Source organism: Micromonospora sp. NPDC049900 (genome assembly GCF_044461025.1).
Taxonomy (GTDB): Bacteria; Actinomycetota; Actinomycetes; order Mycobacteriales; family Micromonosporaceae; genus Micromonospora.
Genome location: NZ_JBITKM010000003.1, coordinates 67923 through 87720 on the forward strand (window position 1 = coordinate 67923; position 19798 = coordinate 87720).

The window sequence follows — 19798 nt, forward strand, 5'->3', positions numbered from 1 at the left end:
GCCACCTTCGCGCGACCGACGCACCACCTCCGTAGCTACCACTACTGCGGCCAATGCCGCATGTTTATGGTGGCCCTGCGACGCTGTTTCGACGAGCGGAAGCGAGACCGGGGGAAATGGTGCAGAAGATGATCTGGCCGGTGATGTCCGCCGGGTATCGACCGGCACCGCCGGCCGACGACCTGACGATCGCCGTGGTGGTCGACAACGAGGTGACCCGGCGGGGGGTGTCGGCCGTGGTCCAGCAGGTGCCGCAGGTGCGGTTGCGGGCCGGGTCGGACGGGGCGGACGTGGTCATCGCCTCGCCCCGGGCGCTCAGCCGCCCCGACCCGCTCCGGAGGCACGACGACGGGCGGCAGCACAAGCTTCTCGTGCTGCTCGACGAGCCGGACCAGGTGGACGTCGTGCGATGGCTGACGCCGGACGGCTACCTCCTGGCCGCTGACCTGACGCCGGAGTCCCTGCACCGCGCACTGGTGCAGGTGGCCGACGGCCAACTGGTGGTGCCGGCGGACCTGAGCCGGCACCTGCTCGGGTTGGCCACCGGTCGGACGCAGCGGGAACGCGGCCGGGCTCCGGTGCTCACCGCCCGTGAGCGGGAGACGTTGGCGCTGCTCGCCGAGGGGCTCAGCAACCGACAGATCGGCCGTCGGCTCGGTGTCTCGGAACACGGCGCCAAGCGTCTGGTGGGCAGCATCATGACCAAGCTGGACTCACCGAACCGCACCCTCGCGGTGGCGATCGCCCTGCGGGAACGGCTCATCCAGGCCGAACCGGCGTAGCCCGGGCCAGGTCCGCACCACCACCCGGTAGTCGGCGGTCCCGGTCAACGCGACCGAGGCCAGGTGCCCGTCGCCGAGCGGGAGATCCCGCACCACCCACGGACCGGGTAGGCCCGCCGCACCCCGGCAGCGCAGGCCACGACCGTACGGCTGCGAGCCGGCGACCCCTACCCGCAGTCCCTGCACCAGCCGCCCACCGCTGGCCTTCACGCAGGCCTCCTTGCGGGTCCAGTAGCGCAGGTACCACCAGTCCCGGGCCGGACCGCGCGCCCGGCCGACGCGGGACGCCTCGCCGGGCGGGTAGAACCGCGTCGCCAGCCGGTCCACCGGCGCCGGCGTGCCGTGCGGGTCGGGCCGGGCCAGTCGCTCCACGTCGACCCCGACCTCCCGTCCGGTGGTGACCGCCAACAGGGCAAGGTCGGCCGAGTGCGTCAGGTTGGCCTTCGTCTCCGGCCGTCCGAGCAGTGCCGGCTTGCCGTGCCGACCCCGGTGCCAGACCACCTCCTCCGGCGGTACGCCGAGATACCCGCCGAGGATCAACCGGCTGGTGGCGTGCGCGCGGATGTAGCGGCGGCGCAGCCGAGCGTCGCCGAGCCGGTCGGCCCGGCGACGCTCGTGCGGGTCCAGCAGGTGGGCCGGATCGGGATCACCGACGAGTGGACGGCCCAGCGGTATCCGCCAGACGTGGACGATTCCGTCGAGACGCATCACGGTGTCCCGGTCGCCGCCAGGACCCGTTCCTGCGCCGCCTCCGCCACCAGCAACTCCTCGATCTCCCGCAGGATCCCGGCGGCGTCGTCGCGGCCGAGGCGGGTGGTGTCGGCGCGTACGGTCAACTCCAGCCGGTCCGGCCCGTCCTCGATCACCTTGAGGAAGAAGGTCAACTCGTCCGTCTCGTACCCGGGACGGAAGGTGAGTCGGCTGGTCGCCTGCGCGCCACGCAGCCGTTCGGCGGTCACCTCCTCGGTCCGGCCCGTGTCCGGCCCGGCCTGTCGCAGGTCGTTGAAGTAGCAGGACGGATCGGCCGTCGCGGCCAGCGTGCCGCGCAGCGCGCTGATCTCCTGCCGGTCGCTGATCCCGCTCCGGTACGCCTTCACGGCCGTACCCCAGCAGCTCTTGACCAGCACGGCGAAGTCCTCGGCGGAGACGTCGACCGTGGCCGGCACGTCCTGCACCAGGTTGCCGACGTAGCCCCGCAGTTCCGCCCGGTGCCGGTTGCCGGCGATCAGGGTCATCGGCACCCGGCCGTGACCGGTACGTCGGCCGAGAACCTTCGCGGTGGCCGTGAGCAGCACGACCGAGCTGCCGGTGGCGTAGCGGGTGGCGAGGGCCTCCAGGGCCAGCTTGACCGCGCTGGAGTCGAGCGTGACGACGGCGTACCGGGGGTCCTCCGGCTCGCGGGGCGGGAAGATCGCCGACGGGGCGCTCGCCAGTTGCTCCCGCCAGTAGGCCAGCGAGCGTTCCTGGACCCGCCGTCCCGGCTCGCTCCGCTCGAACTCCGCCAACTCGACCGGCTGCATCGCGGGCGGTGGCAGCTCCTCGCCGACCAGCAGCCGGGCCAGTTCGCTGCCGATCACCCGGGTGCCCAGGTAGTCGGTGGCCGCGTGCGACACACAGGTGATGACCACCCGGGGCGCGCCGTCCAGGACACCGACGGCGGGCCGGATCGGCCACTCGGTGGTGTGGTCGAACCGGTGCCCCCGGACCCGTGCCTCCAGGTCGTCGACGAGCGCCCGTGGATCGGGGTCCTCGGCGGTGGCCTCGCAGATCTCCACCGGCAGCTCACCGGCGGCCGTCACCTGCTGCATCAGGTTCCCGTCCGGGTCCCGGTGGAACAGGGTGCGCAGCGCCTCGTGTCGGCGGACCAGGGCACCCAGCGCGGTGAGCACACCCGGCAGGTCCACCCCCTCGGGCACCGGGGTGAAGACCGTCGAGTTGTAGAAGGAGGTGTCCGGCATCTGCCGGTCGATGTCCACCCAGATGCTGCGCTGTCCCAGGGTGGCGGGGGCGAGCACGCCCCGCTCGCCGTCGATGCGTACCGCCTGCCGGGTCATTCGCGCCATGCCGCCGCCTCCTTCGCTGCCTGGTCGTGGTCGGTGGTTTTCGTGGTCGCGGTGCCCGCTCGCCGACGGACGAAGACGACGGTGGCGAAGACGGCGGCGATGCCGAGCAGGTTGGCGATCGCGATCGTCCAGTACAGCGGCTCGGGTCCACCGGCGGACCGGGCCAGGTAGCCGCCGACCGCCACGATGCCGCCGAAGTAGACGACGTTCAGGGCGATCGCGAGCGGCCCGCCGCCGACCTGCTCCAACACCGTGAGCGCGGCGAGGACCAGCCCCATCAGCACGAAGGTGGGCGCGACGATGCCGAGGTAGCGGGACGCCTCGGTGGCCACCGCCGGATCGGCGGCGGTCACCCGGGCCAGCCAGTCCCGGCCGGTCCAGACCAGCAGGGCGCAGACCACGTAGAACGCGGCGGTCACCTGGAGGCCGGCGCGCAGCACGCCGGGCATCCGGTGGCTCTCCCCGGCACCCCGGTACTGGTTGGCGACGATCGCGGTGGCTGCACCGATCGCCACCCCGGCGACGATCACCACGCTCTGCACCACGTACGCCACCGCGAAGCCGGAGACCACGGTCGCGCCGAAGGCGCTCACCACCCAGGTCAGCGCGAAGTTGCTGGCGAAGATCGCCACGTACGAGGCGAAGACCGGCAGGCCCACGCCGGCCAGCAGGCCGAGCAGGTCGGGTCGCCACGTCAGGGACGCGCCGGGCTGCCACACCCGGGTACGCCACAGCAGGTAGCCGCCGAGCGCGCTGCCGACCACGCCGGACGCGGCGATGGCGATCGGCACCGACCACAGGCCCAGGCCCAGACCGCCGGGCAGGCCGAGCGCGGCCACGCCGACGATCTCCACGGCGGCGGCGGCGAGCAGCACCGCGGCGCCCTCCCGGGGACGTCCGGCACCGCGCAGGGTGGCCCCGCAGAGCACCGACCCGAGCCCGAGCAGCGCGGCCAGACAGACCCACCGGACGAACCACACGAAGTCGCTCTGCGCCACCGGGTCGACCCCGAACAACCGGCCCATCCCGGGTGCGGCGAGACCGAGCAGCAGCAACACCACGACCGACGCCACGGCACCGATCCGGGCGAACCCGGCCAGCGCCCGGATGCGGCTGTCGGCGTCGTCACCGCTGAGCGCCGAGGCGACCTGGTTCGGTACGGCGAGCCCGGCGTGCAGGGCGATGATCACGAACATGATCGGGGTGAACAGCGAGCGGATGTAGAGCGCGTCGTCGCCCATCCGGCTCATCAGGGCGACCACCACGAGCGGGACCAGCACGCCCACCAGGTCGCCGAGAACCATCGGCGAGGCCTGGCGCAGCACCTGGCGGCGGTACTCAGTCATCGTCGAACCTGCCCTTGGTCAGTGCGTGACACACGGTGAGCCGCTGCATGTTGCGGGTGCCCTCCATGAACTCGACCCCCCGAGCGTCGCGGGCCAGCTTGTCCAGCCAGGGATGCTCGAACCGGGAACCCGGGCCGAGGATCCGCAACGCCTGCTGGGTGGCCTCCTCGGCGAGCTGGGCGGCCTGCGCCTTGGCGGCCGAGGCGTAGTAGCCGTTGCGGGCGTCCCGGTCCACCTCGTGGGCGGCGCGCAGGATCAGTCGGCGTGTGGTGTGCACGCGATGACCCAGCCGGTCCAGCTCGTCCCGACCCCGTCCGGACTGCGATCGAGCATACTCGATGGCCGCTCGGGCGATCCCCAACGCGATGGCGGCCACCCCGGGGCGCAGCAGGTTGAACGTCCGCAGCGCACTCCACATCCCGCGTGCCGAGGCCGGCAGGTGGGCGCCGAGCACCCGGCCGGGTGCCACCGGTACGCCGTCGAGGCGGATCGCGCTGATCTGCGCGCCGCGTAGACCGACGGTGTCCAGCGCCTGGGCGTGGTAGCCGGGGGCCGACGTCTCCACCAGCACCGCGACCACCCCGAGCGGCCCCGAGCCGGTACGCGCGAAGACCGTGCCCACCTCGGCGCGGGTCGCGTTGCCGACGTACCGCTTCTCGCCGTGCAGGGTCGCCGACCCGTCCGACGCCCTGCGGAGCCGCGTGCTCAGCGACATCGCGTCCGAGCCGCGCGCCGGTTCGGTCAGGGCGAAGAACGTCCAGGTGGGACGCGACCGCACCCGCTCGAAGTACCACTCCTGCTGGGCCTCGTCGCCGAGCATCCCGACCAGGACGCCGGAGAGCGAGGCGCCCGGCGAGGCGAGGAACATCCCGGCGTCGCCGAAGGCGATCTCCTCGGCGGCGACCACCCGCTCCACGGCGGTGCTGCCGTAGTACGTGTACCTGCCGATCCGCATCGGGTCCGGTTGCAGGTGCGCGGGGATCATCGTCTTGCCCACGTAGTTCACCGCGGGCAGGTCCAGGTGCCGGTAGACGGTGTCCGGGTCGCGTTCCAGCTCGAAGGCGTACGGCCGCAGCTCGGCGGCCCACTCCCGGGCGTGCTCGCGCAGCACGCGCAGCCGGTCATCCGGCTCGATGATCGCCATGGTCAACTCCGTCGAGGTACGCGTCGGCCAGCAGTTCGGACAGGTGCGCGATCCCGCCCGGCCCGTCGGTGAGGAAGCCGCCGGCACCGAGCAGCCGCAGCGACGCGCGGTCGGCGTCGGTGAGCTGCCGGTGCAGGTACGCGGCGAGGGACGGGTCCGGGTCGTGCTCCAGCGCGTCGAGGACCGCGGCGACGCCCTGCTGCTCGGTGACGATCTCGGCGAGGCTGCCCTGGACCAGTTGCTGCTGGATCAGTGGCACGCCACCGGAGGTCCGGCCGGTCAGGTACTCCCTGGCCTGGTCGAGCAGCCACTGCGAGACGCCGAGCCGCATCCAGGTCAGGCCGAGCACCCACCCGGCGGGTCGGTCGTCCATCCCGCCGGACCGGGGCTGCCACCCGGGCGGGCACAGCCCGTGTCCGCGCGGCCCGTGCACCGTCTCCGGTGCGCCGGTCGCGGTCACCAGCGCCGTCCAGCCCGCCACCAGTCCGTCCCGCCGGGCGATCGTCCGGCAGTCGGCCGGCGTGACCACCGTCTGCGCGGTCACCACGTCGGGTCCCAGGCGAGCACGTTGAGGTAGCGCAGCACCGGGTCGTACTCGACCAGCACGGTCCGGCCGGTCAGACGCCGGGCGGTGGTCCAGATGCCGGTGCAGAGCGCGCCCGGTGCGACCCGGTGCACCCGCTCGGCCCGCCGCGCGGCCTCGGCGGTGACCGGCACGTCGTACCCGGCCACCAGCGCGAACGGTCGCTCGTCGTAGGCCCGGATCTCGTCCAGGACGTCGACCAGCAGCGCCGCTGCCGCCGTCGGGTCGACCCCGGTGCGCTGAGCGAGCAGCACCCCGGCCTCGCCGGGCGCGGTCGGCCGGAGGGCGTACGCCACCGCGACGTCCTCGGCCGGTACCCGTTCGGTCGCCGCCACCTCCCACGGGAGGTTGCGCTGGTCGAGGACGACCAGTGCGGTACGGGCGTCGGCTGCCGCGTCGCGCAGGTGGTCGGCGGCCAGCCGCAGTGCGGTGAACGGAGCGGTGACGCCCTGGTCGCTGACGCAGAACACGGTCGGGCGGCCGGGTGCCGCCTCGACCAGGTAGCACCCGGCCGAGGCCCGGGAGTCGATGTCCGGGGTGGCGAACGCGAGGACGATCCGCCCCAGCGCGTCCACGCCCGGAGTCAGCTCGGCCACCACCGTCGAGGCCATCGTGGTGTACGAGGTGACCTGGGCCCGGGCGAGGAACTCCGGGTCGTAGGAACGACCGTAGGCGCCCACCATGTCGGCGAGGTAGCGGTCCAGGCCGTCGTCCTCGATCGGCCCGTTGCCGCGGAAGGTACGGTCGGCGGACGCCGCCGACCGGACCGGCAGCTCCCGCAGGAGGCCGGTCCGGTCGGCGGCTAGCCGTGGTGCGACTGTGGTGAACACGGTCAGCGGCTCACGTGCTCGTTGACGTACTCGGAGAGGGTGGTGACGCTCTCGAAGTGCCGCTGCTCCAGGTCGTCCGGGTCGAACTCGGCGCCCAGCTCGTTCTCCAGTTCGAGCAGCAGCTCCAGCACGCTGGTCGAGTCCAGCCCGAGGTCGTCGAAGAGCCGGGTGTCCGGGGTGATGGTCGCCGCGTCCCGCTTGAGGACGGCGGCGAGCGCGGTACGGACGCTGGCCACCACGGCCTCGTCCACCACCGGCGCCTGGGGCTGCCCCTGCACAATCGTCTCGGTCATGACACACGAATCCTTTCGTTCGAGGGGTGTCCGTTGCTGGTGACGGTCGACACGAGCCGGGCCGGTGCGGCCAGCTCGTCGTGCGTCGGCTGTCGGCTGAGCAGGTCCTCCGGGTCGTCCCGGTGCCGGACCAGGTAGGCGTGTCCCTCGTGGACCAGCACCTCGGCGGGATAGCCGTGGCTGAGGAAGTGCACGGGGGAGGCGGTCGGCCCGTACGCGCCGGAGCGCAGCACCCCGATCAGGTCGCCGGGACGGACCGTCGGCAGCGGCACGTTCTTGCCGATGGTGTCGTTGGGCGTGCAGAGCGGGCCGGTCACCTGCCACTCCGCCACGGCCGGCTCGGCCGGACGGTTGAGCAGGACCATCGGGTAGTTGCGCTTGACGAAGGAGCCGGTGCCGACGGCCGCCATGTGGTGGTTGGTGCCACCGTCGGCGACGGCGAAGCGCTGGCCCATCGACTCCTTGACGTAGCGGACGCCCACCACGTAGACGCCGGCGGGCGCGGTCAGGTACCGCCCCAACTCCATGATCACGCGGGTGTCCGGATGCCGGTCGCGGAACGCCTCGACCACCGGGTTGACCCGCTCGGCCACCAGGGCCGGGTCGAGGTCGGTCTCACCCTCGAAGTACGCCACGCCCAGCCCGCCGCCGATGTCGACCATCTCCAGCGGGAAGCCGTGCCGCTGCGCGAGCCGCTCGGCGAGGTCCAGGATCCGCGCGGTGTTCTCGGCGATGACCTCCTCGCTGAGGATCCGCGTGCCCAGGTAGGCGTGCACGCCCATCACCCGGACGTGGGGGAACGCGCCCAGGTCGGGCGCGGCGATGAGCTGCGCCTCGTCGATGCCGAACTGTCGGGGCTTGCCGCCCATGGTCAGCCCGCCGCCCTTGACCGCGAACTCCGGGTTGACCCGGAGCGCGACCGGCGCCACGACGTCGTGCTCGGCGGCCACCTCGTTGAGCAGTTCCAGCTCGCCGAAGGACTCGACGACCACCGCGTACACCTGCTCGCGCAGGCATGCTGCCAGCTCGTCGCGGCTCTTGCCGGGCCCGAGGAAGATGATGTCCCGGGGTGCCACCCCGGCCCGCCGCGCGGTGATCAGCTCGGTCAGCGACGACACCTCGGCGCACGCGCCGTAGCCGTGCAGCACCGCGCAGACCGACAGGTTGGGGTTGGCCTTCAGCGAGAAGAACATGTCCACGGCGGGGTGCAGCCGGTCCCGCAGGCCCTGGTACTGCCGCCGCAACTGCTCGCCGTCGTAGACGAACATCGGCGTGCCGAAACGCTCGGCCAACTCGGTGATGCCGATGCCCTGCACGTCGTGCTCGGCGGTCATGATCCGGTCCTTTCGGTCAGGCCGGCGACCACGCCGGCCACGTGTTCGTCGAGCTGGCGGACCCGCTCCTCGGTCGGGGCGATGACCAGCGCGTAGAGCCGGCCGTCGAAGCCGCCGTCGCCACCGGCCGCGGCGTTGACCGTGGCGAAGTTGTTCACCAGGACGCCCTCCTCGCCGGCCCGGGTGAGCAGGACGTCGCCGAGCGCCCGGTCCAGCCGCTTGAACGGCAGCGGCTCGGGCAGCCGCAGCGGGTACTGCCGGGCCAGTGCCACCCAACCGGCGGGAACGAAGCGCTCCTGCAACGGGAGCTGGTAGGTGGACATGTTGTTGCGGGCGTTGATCTCGGTGACCGGGAAGAGGCGCTCGTCGTCGCCGACCATCGCGTCCACGCCGACCACCCCGACGTAGCCGTCGGCGTGCAGCCGCTCGCCGAGCAGCCGGGCCGCCTCCCGGATCTCCGCCTCCTGGCGCGCGTCCAGCCGGGCCGGGATGCGGTGTCCCTTGTGCACGCCGGACTCGGTGATCGCCTCCTTGACGAAGTCGAACCGGACGTCGCCGTCGCGCCCCACGGTCATCTGGTAGTTGAGGTCGGCCCGCTTGGCCACGAACTCCTCCACCACCAGGGCGACCCGGTCGGAGCCGGTGGTGCGCGCCTTGCGGCTCACCATCCGGTCCATCTGGTCCAGCCGACGCGGGTCGTCGACCACGACGATGCCCTTGCCGGAGACCCCGTACGCGTCCTTGACCACCACCCGGCGGCCGGCGGCCAGTGCCTCCGTGGCCCAGGCGACCGCCGCCGACCACTCGGCGATCGTGACGCAGCCCCGACCGGCCGGCTGCCGCAGGCCCACCTCGTCGGCGACCTGGCGGCTGTAGACCTTGCTGTTGACCGCCTTGCAGGTCTGCGCGGAGCTGCCGGCGATCCGGACGCCGGTGCGGGCGGCGATCTCCTCCTCCAGCACCGAGACGCCGTGCACCGACAGGTACGCGCCCTGCTCCGCCCACTGCGCCATCCGGCCCAGCAGCTCCTCGTCGGCGAGTACGTCCTGGCTGACGGTGTGCTGCGGGTTCTGCGCCGAGACGGTGTGGATCTCCGGCAGCTCGACGCCCAGGCCGGTGAGGAAAGCCAGGTAGTCGGGATCGGGGGCGGCCTTGAGCAGCACCCGGTCACCCGGACCGGCGAGCAGCAGCGCGAACTCGTCCATCCGGTTCACCACCGCGCTGCCGGTGCCGAACGCCATCCGGGGCAGGCCCGGCTCGTCCTCGCCCCACACGTCCTCCACCTCGAAGTTGCCGAGGAAGACGAAACGCGCGTCCGGGCCGCCGGTCACCGCGGTCTTGAGCCGGGGTATGAACGGTGTGGTCATCATGCCTCCTAGTGCTCGAAGACCATGGCGGAGAAGGTCGCGCCGAGTCCGACGGCGACCATCAGGTAGCGGTCGCCCGGCGCGAGCCGCTCCAGTTCCAGGGCCGTCTGGTAGTTGATGAAGGAGTCGGCGCAGAAGCAGTGGCCGGTCGAGGCGACGTTGTCCAGCAGCACCCGGTCCACCGGGTAGCCGAGCTGCTTGCACAGCCGGACCCAGGAGAGCCGGTTCACGTTGTGCGGCAGGATCAGGTCCACGTCGGAGAGGGCGACACCGGCCTTCTCCACCGCCGCCAGGACCACCTCGGCGAGACCGTCCTGATAGATCGCCTCGAACTCGGCGGCCCGTGCGGCGTCCATCCGCAGCCCGGCGTTGAACTGCCCGTACGTCCGGGTGGCGTAGCCCAGCAGCCGGTCGTGGCCGCCGCCGAGGCCGACCAGGACGGCGGCCGAGCCCTCGCCCATGAAGGTGGTGTTCGGGATGAGCTGCGCGGTGGGAGTGAACGCCTTCTCCCCGGCGAAGACCAGGGCCAACGCGTCCGGGTCACCGTCGGCGGCCAGCAGTTCACCGGCGAGGTGCACGGCGAGCAGCCCCGACGCGCAGGCGTGCTGGGTGACCGCGAACGACACCGCGTGCTCCAGACCGAGCGCGGTGCGGACCTGGTGCAGCGGGTTCTCCGGGTACGGCGCCACGGTCTGCAGGGTGCGGGCCTGGAGCACGTACCTGACCTGGCTCTCGCGTCCGGTCAGCGCGGTCAGCTTGCCGGCCGCGTTGATCATCATCTGGGCCAGGTCGCCGTCCGGGTCGTAGCGCACCTCGGACAGGCCGTAGAAGCGGCGGAACGTCGCCACCTGCTTCGGGTCCATCGCCAGTCGGGCACCGATCTCCTCGATCGGTACGACCGTCGACGGGAGATGGGCGGAGACCGCCTCGATGGTCGTCACCGGGCACCCGCGGGCTGCTGCTCGGCGATCAGCTCGGTGAGGTGCGCGGTCAGTTCGTCGATGGTCGGGTGGTCCCAGACCAGGGTCTCGCTGAGCCGCATGTCCAGGTGCGTCTCGATGTCGCCGCAGAGGGCGAGCGCGTAGACCGAGTCCAGGCCGTACTCGGCGAGGCGGACGCTGGGGTCGATCTCGTCCTCGGGCCGGCGCAGGTACTCCGCGACGCAGCGGGTCAACCAGGAACGCAGGTCGCCCGCGCCCTCGGCGTTGGATGCCATGTGGGTTTCCTTCCTCGGATGGTTGGCGGTGCGGACTGGCTCCCGGGTCACCCCGGCAACGCCCGGCGGGACAGGTCGAAGCTGCGTCGCTCCGCGTGCCGGGCGGCCAGTTCCTGATAGAGCGGCTCGCGGTGGCGGCCGGCGCGGTCGTCGCCGGCACGGCCGAGGCTGCGGGCCAGCCGGTCCAGTGCCGCGGTGACCCAGGCCGGGCCGTCGTCGCGGGCCAGCCAGACGTTCAGGCAGGCCGAGGCGGCGAGCACGGTGGCGTACCGGGCGGGCAGGTCGAGCACCTCGACGCGGGCGTCCACGCCCAGGTCCGAGGGGTGCAGCGCGGCTCCCGCCTCGGCGAGGTCACGCAGTTCGGCCCGGAACTGCTCGGCCACCAGACGGAGCCGCTGCTGCTCCGGCCCGGCATCGAGCCGGTCGACGGCCGCGCCCAGCGACCCGGCCAGGCCGTCCAGCCCACCGGCGGAGACCCGCAGCCGGTCGAACGGCAGCTCGGGCAGCTCCTCGCCGATCCGGAACAGCGCCGGGTCGGCCGGCTCCGGGTGCACCCAGCCGCGCCGTGCCAGCAGCGGTACCTGGGGAAGCATGGTGCCCAGGCAGGCGACGCGGGCGGCGTGCCCGAACCCGGCCGGGGCCAGGTCGCGCAGCAGCTTCTGGAAGATCGCGTACCGGCCCTCACGCAGGTAGAAGTGCGCCCCGAGGACCAGGGAGAGCTGGTGCATCGAGTCCATCAGCCGCTTGGCGACCAGGTACTTCACCGCGGAGGCGTACATGCTGGTCTGGCCGGGCAGCAGGTGCAGCGCGCGGGCCGCGACCAGCCCGAGGCTGTCGCAGATCAGCAGATCCAGGTACGCGTCGACGAGCAGCCGCCGCACCTCGGGCTGGTCGGCGACGCGGTGCCCGTAGAGGTGCCGGTCGGCGGCGAAGTCCATGGTCGACCGCAGGCCCGAGTCGAGGACACCGGCGAGCATGCTGGGGATCGCGGTGCGGGTGAGCTGGAACGAGCGCAGCGCGGTCTCGATGCCCTGACCGGGCCGACCCACCACCGCCGCGTCGTCCACCGGGCAGTCGGTGAACTCGATGCCGCCCAACTGCACACCGCGCATCCCCACGCTCGGGTAGCGGGCCAGGTCACGCACCGCGCCGTCCGGCACGGTCTGCTTGTCCACCAGGATCTGCGAGTGGCTGCGGCTGCCCGGCCGCTCGTCGGTACGGGCCAGCAGCACCAGCCCGCGTGCCCGCGTGACGTTGGTGACGACCTCCTTGCGCCCGGTCAACCGCCACCCACCGGTCGTGCCCGGCCGGGCCGCGAACTCGGCGCGGGAGAAGTCGTTGCCGTGCGCCAGCTCGTGGTACGCCGAAGCGATCTTCTGGTTGGACAGCAGCGTGTCGGCGACCCAGCGGGTCTGCGTCGGCGAGCCGGCGGCCCACACGTTGACCGACGAGATGAACGAGCTGACGCCGTAGCCGAGGCCCAGCGACGGGTCCCGCCGGAACACCGTGCGCAGCACCTGGATCAGGTCGTCGGCCCCGGCCAACCGCCCGCCGTGGCGGCGCGGCACGAACTCGGCGTTGAGGCAGTACGCGTCGAGGGCCCGCTCGGCGGTGTCGAACACCTCGTCCTTCTCGTCGGCGGCCAGCGCGGCGGCGGCGCCGGTCGGGTTGCCGTCGTCGGACGGGTCGCCGAGCAGGTGTTCCAGCTCGTCCAGCCGGGCGGGGGCCGTCATGACAGCTCCTTGAGGTCGTCGGTGAGCCGGTCGAAGGCGGCGGGATCGGGCCGGAGACCGCCGAGGCGACCGACGACCAGGGCCAACGTGGCGGCCAGTTCCGGCCGGGCGGGCTCGGCGGACCACCGGTGCAGTACGGCGGCGGCGGCCAGGCACCACTCGTACCGTCGGGCCAGCTCGAACGCCTCGACCCCGGCCGTCACGCCCTGCGGCGGCAGGGCCGCCATCTCGTCGTGCAGCCGCTCGGCGGAGTCCAGGACGTGCGCGGCGAGCCCCAGCACGCTCTCCGGCGCCGTGGCGCGGATCTGTTCGACCAGGAACGGCAGGCTCTGCACCAGGCTGCATCCGGCGCGGGAGAACAGCTCCAGGCGACCCGGGTCGGTGGGCGCGCCGATCTCGACGCCGCGCAGTCCGGCGACGTCCCGGACCCGCTGCCGCCACCCGGCCACCAGACGCGGGAACTGGGTGATCAGCGAGTGTCGGTTGACGAAGGTGTTGCCGTCGAAGATGCCCACGATGCGGTGGTCCCGTTCCAGCTTCTGGAACGCGCCGTCGGCGTACACGGTGGTCAGGAACGCGCGGGCACCGAGCAACTCGCCGCAACGCGCGATCGCCTCGTCGACCAGGGTCGGTGCCAGCGCCTTCGCCACCGCCGAGTAGACGCTCATCTCGCCGGGTAGCGCACCGGCCGCCCGCCCGGCGAACAGCACCACCGACTCGGCCACCAGCGCGGCGGCGGAGATCTCCCCGAAGCCGCGCCGCACGTGCGGCAGTTCGATCAGCCGACGACCGTAGAGTTCCCGCTCCCGCACGTATCGCAGGGTCAGCTCCCGGGCGTGGTCGACCGCGCCGAGCGAGAGCCCGGCCGCCATCACCCGGGTCAACTGGAGTGCCTTGAGCACGATCTCCAGGCCCGCGCCGGGCCGCCCGACCAGCGCCTGCGTCGGCACCACCGCACCGTCGAACGAGATGCCGCTGATGTCCGCGCCCCGGATGCCGTGGGTACGCGCCTTCGGCAGCGTCCGGAAGCTGCCCGGGGTGAGCCGGTCCTTGTCGACCAGGAACAGGCTGTGGCCGCGTGCCCCGCCGTCGGCCGAGGTGCGGGCGAGCACGCAGATCGTCTCGGCCCGGGTGGCGTTGTTGATCGGCCACTTCTCGCCGTCCAACCGGTATCCGTCCGGGCACTCGGTGGCGGTCAGCTCACCGGCCACCAGGTCGCTGCCGTGCCCACGCTCGGTCAGTGCCCAGGAGACCACCGCACCGGCCCGGATCCGCGTACCGAGCCGCTCGGCCCGCTCCGGGTCACCGGCCACCCAGACGCAGACCGCACCCAGATAGGTCTTGGCGTGCGCGATCGCGGCGGTCAGGTCGTGCCGGGCGATCGTCCGGACCACCTCGACGAGCTGCGCGTGATCGGTCAACGCGCCGCCGAGGCGCGCCGGCACGTACCAGTCGGGCACCCCCAGCTCGTCCAGCAGCCGGACGGCGTCGGTCGGGAACGTCTCGGTCCGGTCCAGCTCGGCGACCCGGTCCGGCCGGAACGGCCCGGCCGTGGCCAGGACGGCGTCCAGCAGGCCCGGCGAGGTGGTGACGGCGCTCATCGGGCCACCCCGGCCAGCTCCCGGTCCCGGTCGGCGGCGTCCAGGTGGGCGCGCACCTCCGGAGTGAGGTCGGCGTACGTGCCGACGAGCGAGCCCTCCTGGAAGGCACGACGGACCGCGACCCGCTGGATCTTGCCGCTGGTGGTCCGGGACACCCCGCCCGGGCGGACCAGCAGCACGCTCGCCTCCACCCCGAACTCGCGGGACAGCCGGTGCCGCACCGCCGCCGAGATCCGGGCCAACTCCTCCGGCGTCGCCCGCCCGGCCCGCACCTCGTGCACCAGGACCACCTGCTCCTCGGGCACCGGCACGCTGAACGCGGCACCGACCCCGAGTGCCAGCGCGGGGTGCACCGCGCGCGCCTCGGCCTCCAGGTCCTGCGGGTACAGGTTGCGACCCCGGATGATCAGCAGTTCCTTGATCCGCCCGGAGATGTACAGCTCGTCGTCGAGGCGTACCCCGAGGTCGCCGGTGCGCAGGAAACCGCGCTCGCCACAGGCGGTCCCCGCGTCGAAGACGGCGGCCGTGGCCTCGGGGTTCTCCCAGTAGCCCCGGGCGACACCCGGGCCGCGCAGCCAGATCTCACCGACCTCGCCGTCGGGGAGCAGCACGTGGCGCTCCGGGTCGACGATCCGGATGTCCATCTCGGACGTCGTGCCGCAGCCGACCAGGTCACGGGTCGCCTCGTCGGCCTCCGGCCCGACCGGTCGGGCCCGCCCCCGGCCCAGGTGCGCGGCGTCGACGCGGGTGATCCGGGGGAGTCGGTACTGCCCAGCGCAGGAGACCGCCAGCGTCGCCTCGGCCAGCCCGTAGCCGGGGCCGATCGCCTCCGGCCGCAGTCCGTAGCGCGCGAACCGGTCGCGGAAGCGGGCCAACGTGCTCGCCTGGACCGGTTCGGCGCCGTTGACCGCCACCCGCCAGCGGGACAGGTCCAGACCGGCCAGCCTCTCCTCGGCGATCCGGTTCAGGCACATCTCGTAGGCGAAGTTGGGTGCCGGGGAGATCTGCACGTCGAAGCGGTCGACCAGGAACAGCCAGCTCTGCGGGTGTCGCAGGAACACCGAGGCGGGCATGTGCACGGTGGTGCTGCCGACGTACAGCGGGGAGAGGAAGAGCCCGATCAGGCCGAAGTCGTGGTGCATCGGCAGCCAGCCGCCGTGCCGGGCGTCCGACGGCGCACCGAGGATGCGCTGGTACACCCCCGCGTTGTCGGCCAGGTTGCCGTGTGTCACCACCACGCCCCGGGGCTGGCTGGTGGACCCGGACGTGTACTGGAGGAAGGCGATCCGGTCCGGGTCGTCGGGCAGGGCGCGGAACCGCCCGACGTCGGGCAGCGCGGTCGCGTCGGTCACCAGGCACGGCAGGTCGCCCACCCCGGCCGCCTCCGCCCAGGCGGCCACGTCACCGGCCACCCGTTCCTCGGTGAGTAGGGCGGCGGCCCGCGCGTTGCGGACGATCGCGGTCAGTCGCTGGCTGCGGTGCTGCTGCCCGTCCGGCACCGGCACCACGATCGGGATCACCCCGGAGTACAGGCAGCCGAGGACGGCGAGGGCCAACTGCGGACCCGGCGGGTAGAGCAGCATCGCCCGGTCACCGGCGTCCAACCGGTCCTGAAGCAGCGCGCCGACCCGACGGGCCGCGTCGTGGATCTGGGCGTACGAGTAGTTGATCGGGGCGTCGTCGCGCATCGGGTCGGCCACGTAGGTGAACGCGGTCCGCTCGCCGAACCGGGCGACGTTGACCTCCATCCGGGCACTGAAGCTGGTCACCGTTCACGCTCCTGCTGAGTCGTCTGAATCGAGATCGCTCGGTTGGGGCACAGTTGCGCGGCCTCCCGTACGGCCGGGACCCGATCCGGCTCCGGCTCGGCCACCAGCAGCACGACCGTCCCGTGGTCGTCCTCGTCGAACACCTCCGGCGCGAGCCGGACGCAGTGGCCCGCGCCGAGACAGCGCTCCACCGCGACGGTGAGCAGGACCGTCATCGGTCACCACCGCACCGGCAGCCGGCCGAGCCCGAACACCACGCCCTGCCTGACCGGGATCTGCTCGACCGGTACGGCCAGGTGCAGCCCGGGGATCCGGGTGAACAGGGCCCGCAACGCGATCAGCAGCTCCAACCGCCCGAGGTGCTGGCCGACGCACTGGTGGATGCCGAAGCCGAAGGTCAGATGACCGCGCGCGGCCCGCCGCACGTCCAGCACATCGGGGTGGGCGAACCGCTCCGCGTCCCGGTTGGCCCCGGGAAGCAGCAGCACGATGCCCTCACCGGCCCGGATCAGCTCGCCGTCCACCTCCAGGTCGGCGGTGGCGACGCGGACCGTGGCGCCGGTGAGCGACAGGTACCGCAGCAACTCCTCGACCGCGTCCGGCCAGCGCTGCGGCTCGGCCCGGAGCAGGTCGAGTTGGGTACGCTCGGCGAGCAGCGCGAGCACGCTCATGCCCAGCGTGTTGACGGTGATGTCCTGCCCGGCCAGCACGATGGCGATGCCCAACCCGGCCGCCTCCTCGACGGTCAGCTCACCCCCGTCGATCCGCTCGACCAGATCACGCAACTGGCCGTCCCGCAGGTCGTCCCGACCGTCGGTGAGCAGGTGCGTCAGGTAGCCGGTCATCGACCGGACCGGGTTGAACCGCTTGTAGGTCAGCGTCTGGAAGTGCTCGACGTCCGCCCCCGGCACCCCGAGCAGCCGGCCCAGTACCTCCGCGACGAGCGGCTTGGCGAACACGTCGAGCAGATCCACCGGTGGCGAGTCGGCCAGCATCCGGTCCAGGTAGGCGTCGGTGTACCGGACGATCTCCGGCTCCCAGGCGCTGATCCGCTTGAAGGTCAGGCTGGGCAGCACCGCCCGTCGCTGCCGCGAGTGCTCCGGCGGATCGGTCCGCAGCAACGCCTCGATGGTCGCCGAACCGCTCTGCCGCAGCCCCGCCATGCCGGGCACCGGCAGCGGCATGGTCGGCTGCCGTACGTCCACACTGGTGTCCGGGCTGGCCAGGATCGTCCGGGTCGCCGCATACCCGGTGACCACCCAGACCGGTCGGCCGTCGTACAGCCGCGCCCGGCTGACCGTCCCGCGATCCCGCAGTTCCCGATACTCCGCCGGCGGCTGGTACGGACACTGACGCTGTAGCGGCAGCTCAGGAAGCTGCGCGACGTCTTGCGTGGCCACGGCTCTGCTCACCGGTACCGCCCCTCTCCCCCGCTTGTCCCGTCGAGAGACGAGTCTGCTGAGGTGAGAGGGTTTCGATAAGCGACCGCCGGGCGGCGGAAAGCGCGCCCGCTCGGGTATGCCCGACCGGGTATGGGCCGTTCGGTCAGGGTGGGCCGGTCCGGCGCCTTGACCGTCCGCACCCCGCGCCCCACCGCCGGTGGCCGGGTGGCCGCGCATCCGGTGCCGGTGGTGGTGAACTCTCCAGGACGGTGCGGGTGGGGTAGCGGGGTGGTGGTCACCACGCCGGAGTCGGCCGAGCCGCTCCACAGCGTCGAACCCCAGACGGCGGGCCGAATGGATGTCGGTCGTCGTGGTTAGGGTGCTGGCGTGGAAGACGACCGTCGTGGACTGCCCGCCCCGTTGGCCGAAGCACATGCGGGGGACTTCGACTACCGCGATGGAGCCGGTGTCGACTTCGAGCCGTACACGGAGTTCCTGGACCCGGACGAGACCACCGACTGGTGGCGGTCCTGGACCGGCAACGCCGAGCTGGACGGGGCCGGGTTCCGCGTCTTCGGGCAGGACGGCACCGGCGGCCTCGCCGCATTCTGGCTGGTACGCGCCGACGAGCCGATCGAGCGGCAACCGGTGGTGTTCCTCGGCTCGGAGGGCGAGACGGGCGTGGTGGCGCAGGACCTGGGAAGCTACCTGTGGCTGCTGGCGGACGGCTTCGGTCCCTGGGAGGCGGCGCAGTACCCGGAGCACGAGCACGAGCCGCAGCCGGACTCGCGTCTCACCGAGATCGCGCAGCGGTTCGCACCGGATCGTCGGCGGTCGGCGGGCGAGGTGATTGCGGCGGCACGCGCGGAGTTCCCCGACTTCGACATGCAGATCGACGCCCTGTGCCGATAGCGTCGCTCCTGCGGCCACGGGCGGACCTCAACCCGGAGGCGGGTGATCGGGTAGCCTGATGGCCCGAGGGCCGTTAGCTCAATGGCAGAGCTGAGGACTTTTAATCCTTAGGTTCTGGGTTCGAGTCCCAGGCGGCCCACCGCACACCCCCGATGACCTGCGATAACGTCAAGCAAAGATCATCGGGCACAACGAGGGCACAACTCAGTTCCGATCTTGGCTCGTCGGAGCTTCCCGCCGCTCGCTGCCTGCCTGCCGCAGGAGGCCACCGACCAAGCCACGCGGCCGGTCCTTCTTCGGCAACCAGTGGACGTAGGTCTCCAGCGTGATCCGCAGGTTGGCGTGCCGAAGCGCCTTCTGCACCTCCTGAGGCTCGACGCCGTTGCTCATAAGAGTCGTGGCAAAGAAGTGGCGCAAGGAGTGGAACGTGCCACCCTTCGGCCATCCCGCAGCCTCGCGCCAGTCCGCCCACAACTCCGCCCAATAGGTGTCGGTCAGCAGCTTCCCTCGCGCCGAGGTGAACAGAACGGGCACAGGACGAGTCAGCCGCTCCCCCGTGGTGATGTCGGGCAACTCGAACTCAACGGGACCGACCTCGCTCAGGTGGTCGGCCAGCTCCTCAGCGACCACCGGGTCCAGGTCCACGGTGCCAATGGAACCGCTTTTGGGCGTCGAGAGGTAGAAGCCACCGAAATGCTCCGGCGAGTGCCGCAACTGCTGGACGACATGCAGGTCACCACTGTCGAAGTCCGCGCAGCGAGGCCCAGCCTCCATACCCAGCACCTCACCCAGGCGAAGCCCTTCCCCAGCTCCAAGCCAAATGGCAGCCCGGAATCGGCGTGGCACCACCTCAGCGAGCCTGAGAACCTGGTCGTTCGTCGGAACCCACTTCGGTACCCGAGAAAGACCACGCAGGATCTGCGCGAGCTTCACCCCGTTGCAGGGATTGTCGGGAATCACCTTGTCGATAACGGCCGCGTTCATGATGGTCTTGAACAACCCGAAATACAGACTCACCGACGTCTTCGGCACCCCGTCATCGAGGAGGCGGCCCAACCAAGCCAACACATCGGTCAGGTTGATGGAGCGAATCGGCTTCTCGCCGAAGACAGGCAAGAGGTGTTTCCGCAGGTTCTGCGGGATGCGCCGCCGTGTCTCCGTGGCCCAGCCCGACTCACGCGACTCCCGCCAACGCTGCGCGTACTCAGCGAAGACCAGCCGGTCGGTCTCTCGCGTGGCCTTCACCTCCGCCGCGACACCCGAACGGCACTCCAGGTCGAAGGCTTCCGCGTCGGTCTTGCGCTCGAACAGCTTCTCTCGGGACTCGCCAGCGGCGTCGGTGTAGCGGACCCGCCAGCGTTTGCCCCGGCCGTGCCGCTTGGCGGGGAGCCGCTTCTTGTCCGGTCCGCGTTTGGTGAGGTACCAGAGGTCATCGATGGGCAT

The 19798-nt window shown here is 72.0% G+C and carries 19 protein-coding genes and 1 tRNA gene; 3 read left to right on the forward strand and 17 right to left on the reverse strand.

The features are described from left to right. Positions 1-128 precede the first annotated feature (128 nt). The gene (locus ACIBMZ_RS08595) at positions 129-782 is read left to right on the forward strand and encodes a LuxR C-terminal-related transcriptional regulator (RefSeq protein WP_396691968.1); all 654 of its coding nucleotides are present in this window, start codon (positions 129-131) and stop codon (positions 780-782) included. On the opposite strand, the gene ACIBMZ_RS08600 is transcribed toward ACIBMZ_RS08595, so the two are convergent. From ACIBMZ_RS08600 to ACIBMZ_RS08675, 16 genes are read right to left on the reverse strand one after another with little or no spacing between them, the layout of a single operon-like run. Next, entirely contained in the window at positions 714-1490 is a 777-nt protein-coding gene (locus ACIBMZ_RS08600) for a 4'-phosphopantetheinyl transferase family protein (RefSeq protein ID WP_396691969.1), read from the reverse strand. The two genes, ACIBMZ_RS08595 and ACIBMZ_RS08600, sit on opposite strands and share 69 nt — an antisense overlap. Continuing rightward, a complete protein-coding gene (locus tag ACIBMZ_RS08605; protein WP_396691970.1) occupies positions 1490-2845 on the reverse strand; it encodes a condensation domain-containing protein in 1356 nt (451 codons plus the stop codon). Before ACIBMZ_RS08605 ends, ACIBMZ_RS08600 begins: the two co-directional genes overlap by 1 nt. After that, positions 2833-4191, reverse strand: coding sequence for an MATE family efflux transporter (locus tag ACIBMZ_RS08610; RefSeq protein ID WP_396691971.1), 1359 nt, complete (start codon positions 4189-4191; stop codon positions 2833-2835). Before ACIBMZ_RS08610 ends, ACIBMZ_RS08605 begins: the two co-directional genes overlap by 13 nt. Next, on the reverse strand, positions 4184-5335 hold the full coding sequence (locus tag ACIBMZ_RS08615; RefSeq protein WP_396691972.1) for an acyl-CoA dehydrogenase family protein: 1152 nt from the start codon (positions 5333-5335) through the stop codon (positions 4184-4186). Before ACIBMZ_RS08615 ends, ACIBMZ_RS08610 begins: the two co-directional genes overlap by 8 nt. After that, positions 5313-5879, reverse strand: a complete 567-nt coding sequence (locus ACIBMZ_RS08620; RefSeq protein ID WP_396691973.1) for an acyl-CoA dehydrogenase family protein — start codon at positions 5877-5879, stop codon at positions 5313-5315. Before ACIBMZ_RS08620 ends, ACIBMZ_RS08615 begins: the two co-directional genes overlap by 23 nt. Continuing rightward, positions 5876-6748 carry a hypothetical protein gene (locus ACIBMZ_RS08625; RefSeq protein ID WP_396691974.1) on the reverse strand — a complete coding sequence of 291 codons (873 nt, stop codon included), beginning with the start codon at positions 6746-6748 and terminating at the stop codon, positions 5876-5878. The genes ACIBMZ_RS08620 and ACIBMZ_RS08625 overlap by 4 nt, the downstream gene beginning before the upstream one ends. Positions 6749-6750: 2 nt before the next feature. After that, positions 6751-7041, reverse strand: a complete 291-nt coding sequence (locus ACIBMZ_RS08630; protein WP_396691975.1) for an acyl carrier protein — start codon at positions 7039-7041, stop codon at positions 6751-6753. Further along, entirely contained in the window at positions 7038-8375 is a 1338-nt protein-coding gene (locus ACIBMZ_RS08635) for a type III PLP-dependent enzyme (RefSeq protein WP_396691976.1), read from the reverse strand. Before ACIBMZ_RS08635 ends, ACIBMZ_RS08630 begins: the two co-directional genes overlap by 4 nt. Next, complete coding sequence (locus tag ACIBMZ_RS08640) at positions 8372-9742, reverse strand: ATP-grasp domain-containing protein (RefSeq protein WP_396691977.1); 1371 nt, start codon at positions 9740-9742, stop codon at positions 8372-8374. Before ACIBMZ_RS08640 ends, ACIBMZ_RS08635 begins: the two co-directional genes overlap by 4 nt. 8 nt (positions 9743-9750) lie before the next feature. Next, positions 9751-10683, reverse strand: a complete 933-nt coding sequence (locus ACIBMZ_RS08645; protein WP_396691978.1) for a 3-oxoacyl-[acyl-carrier-protein] synthase III C-terminal domain-containing protein — start codon at positions 10681-10683, stop codon at positions 9751-9753. Beyond that, positions 10680-10958: an acyl carrier protein gene (locus tag ACIBMZ_RS08650; protein ID WP_396691979.1), complete on the reverse strand. Its 279-nt coding sequence runs from the start codon at positions 10956-10958 to the stop codon at positions 10680-10682. The genes ACIBMZ_RS08645 and ACIBMZ_RS08650 overlap by 4 nt, the downstream gene beginning before the upstream one ends. Positions 10959-11005: 47 nt before the next feature. Continuing rightward, positions 11006-12691, reverse strand: a complete 1686-nt coding sequence (locus tag ACIBMZ_RS08655; protein WP_396691980.1) for an acyl-CoA dehydrogenase — start codon at positions 12689-12691, stop codon at positions 11006-11008. After that, the gene (locus ACIBMZ_RS08660; RefSeq protein ID WP_396691981.1) at positions 12688-14292 is read right to left on the reverse strand and encodes an acyl-CoA dehydrogenase family protein; all 1605 of its coding nucleotides are present in this window, start codon (positions 14290-14292) and stop codon (positions 12688-12690) included. Before ACIBMZ_RS08660 ends, ACIBMZ_RS08655 begins: the two co-directional genes overlap by 4 nt. Continuing rightward, on the reverse strand, positions 14289-16061 hold the full coding sequence (locus ACIBMZ_RS08665; protein WP_396691982.1) for a fatty acyl-AMP ligase: 1773 nt from the start codon (positions 16059-16061) through the stop codon (positions 14289-14291). Before ACIBMZ_RS08665 ends, ACIBMZ_RS08660 begins: the two co-directional genes overlap by 4 nt. Continuing rightward, positions 16058-16276: a ferredoxin gene (locus ACIBMZ_RS08670; protein WP_396691983.1), complete on the reverse strand. Its 219-nt coding sequence runs from the start codon at positions 16274-16276 to the stop codon at positions 16058-16060. Before ACIBMZ_RS08670 ends, ACIBMZ_RS08665 begins: the two co-directional genes overlap by 4 nt. A gap of 3 nt (positions 16277-16279) precedes the next feature. After that, positions 16280-17461 (reverse strand): cytochrome P450, encoded by a 1182-nt coding sequence (locus tag ACIBMZ_RS08675; protein WP_396691984.1) that lies wholly within the window; start codon positions 17459-17461, stop codon positions 16280-16282. A 369-nt stretch (positions 17462-17830) separates the two neighbouring features. Here ACIBMZ_RS08675 and ACIBMZ_RS08680 point away from each other — a divergent pair, with 369 nt between their 5' ends. Both ACIBMZ_RS08680 and ACIBMZ_RS08685 read left to right on the forward strand, forming a co-directional pair. Continuing rightward, a complete protein-coding gene (locus tag ACIBMZ_RS08680; RefSeq protein WP_396691985.1) occupies positions 17831-18355 on the forward strand; it encodes an SMI1/KNR4 family protein in 525 nt (174 codons plus the stop codon). A 67-nt stretch (positions 18356-18422) separates the two neighbouring features. After that, a tRNA-Lys gene (locus ACIBMZ_RS08685) sits at positions 18423-18494 on the forward strand. Between the two features lie 65 nt (positions 18495-18559). Here the strand turns inward: ACIBMZ_RS08685 and ACIBMZ_RS08690 are convergent. Then, positions 18560-19798 (reverse strand): tyrosine-type recombinase/integrase, encoded by a 1239-nt coding sequence (locus ACIBMZ_RS08690; protein WP_396691986.1) that lies wholly within the window; start codon positions 19796-19798, stop codon positions 18560-18562.